General features: G+C 69.8%; 1 protein-coding gene. It reads right to left on the reverse strand.

From position 1 onward, the window contains the following. Positions 1 to 272: 272 nt before the first annotated feature. Positions 273 to 843 (reverse strand): hypothetical protein (locus tag FVW20_RS17110; protein ID WP_196610532.1); only part of this gene is annotated, 571 nt, incomplete at its 5' end.

An 843-nucleotide genomic window follows, 5' to 3' on the forward strand; every position in this document is an offset into this window, starting at 1 on the left:
CGGCGGGCTGGCGCGCGGCAGCGCCCACGGGACCGGCATCGGCCCGAGCCGGAACGGCGTGCAGGGCGAAGGCAAGCAGCCCGACGGCCAGCGCCATGGTCCGCAGTACGGACTTCGGGCTTGGCAGACGTCCTGCCGCAAGAGCGGCCTGCACACTCAGGAACTGTCTGGAATATATACTGGATGCGGACATGCGTCGCCTCCCGGCCAGTCTGGTTGCGCAAGCGCGGGGCTGAAATCCGGCGCCCCGACCTGCGGCAGTTGCGTACGATCTACCTGTTGACCATGGGCACGCTGCGCGATCGGAAGGGCCGCACGGTGTGGCCGGGCGCGTCGGGGTCCACGTACTTGCCAAGTTCGTCACCGCGCACCACGAAACCTTCCGCAGTATGGATGACGTAACGGTTGCCGTGCCACATGGTTGTGGTCAGCACCACCTCCCACCTGGAGTCGGGGCTGGTGGCAGCCTCCGGCACGGGCCGTTGCGGCCCCACGGGCACGGCGTGCACCGCGAAGTCCAGTTCCACGGAATCGTTCTCCGGCGCCAGTGCCACCTGCATCCCCCGCGACACCAGTTCGGTGGCCAGCAGGTTCTGGTAGGCCAGCGCGAAGGGCCGGGCATTGGGCGGGGTGATGCGGATGGGCAGCGCCACGATGTCCCTGCGGTCATCCAGCGCCTTGTACACGCGCAAAGCCGTGGCCGTGGCCATGCGGCTCCAGTCGTCGGGCTCGCGTATGGTGCGCCCGGAACGGGTATCGGCAAAGGGCTTGTCGGGCACGTTGCGCGGCGGCGGCGTGGCCGCTGGGCCGCACAGGCCGGGGACGGCGGGAGCGGACGCGGTC

The sequence above is a fragment of the Nitratidesulfovibrio oxamicus genome, assembly GCF_015731765.1.
Lineage (GTDB): Bacteria > Desulfobacterota > Desulfovibrionia > Desulfovibrionales > Desulfovibrionaceae > Cupidesulfovibrio > Cupidesulfovibrio oxamicus.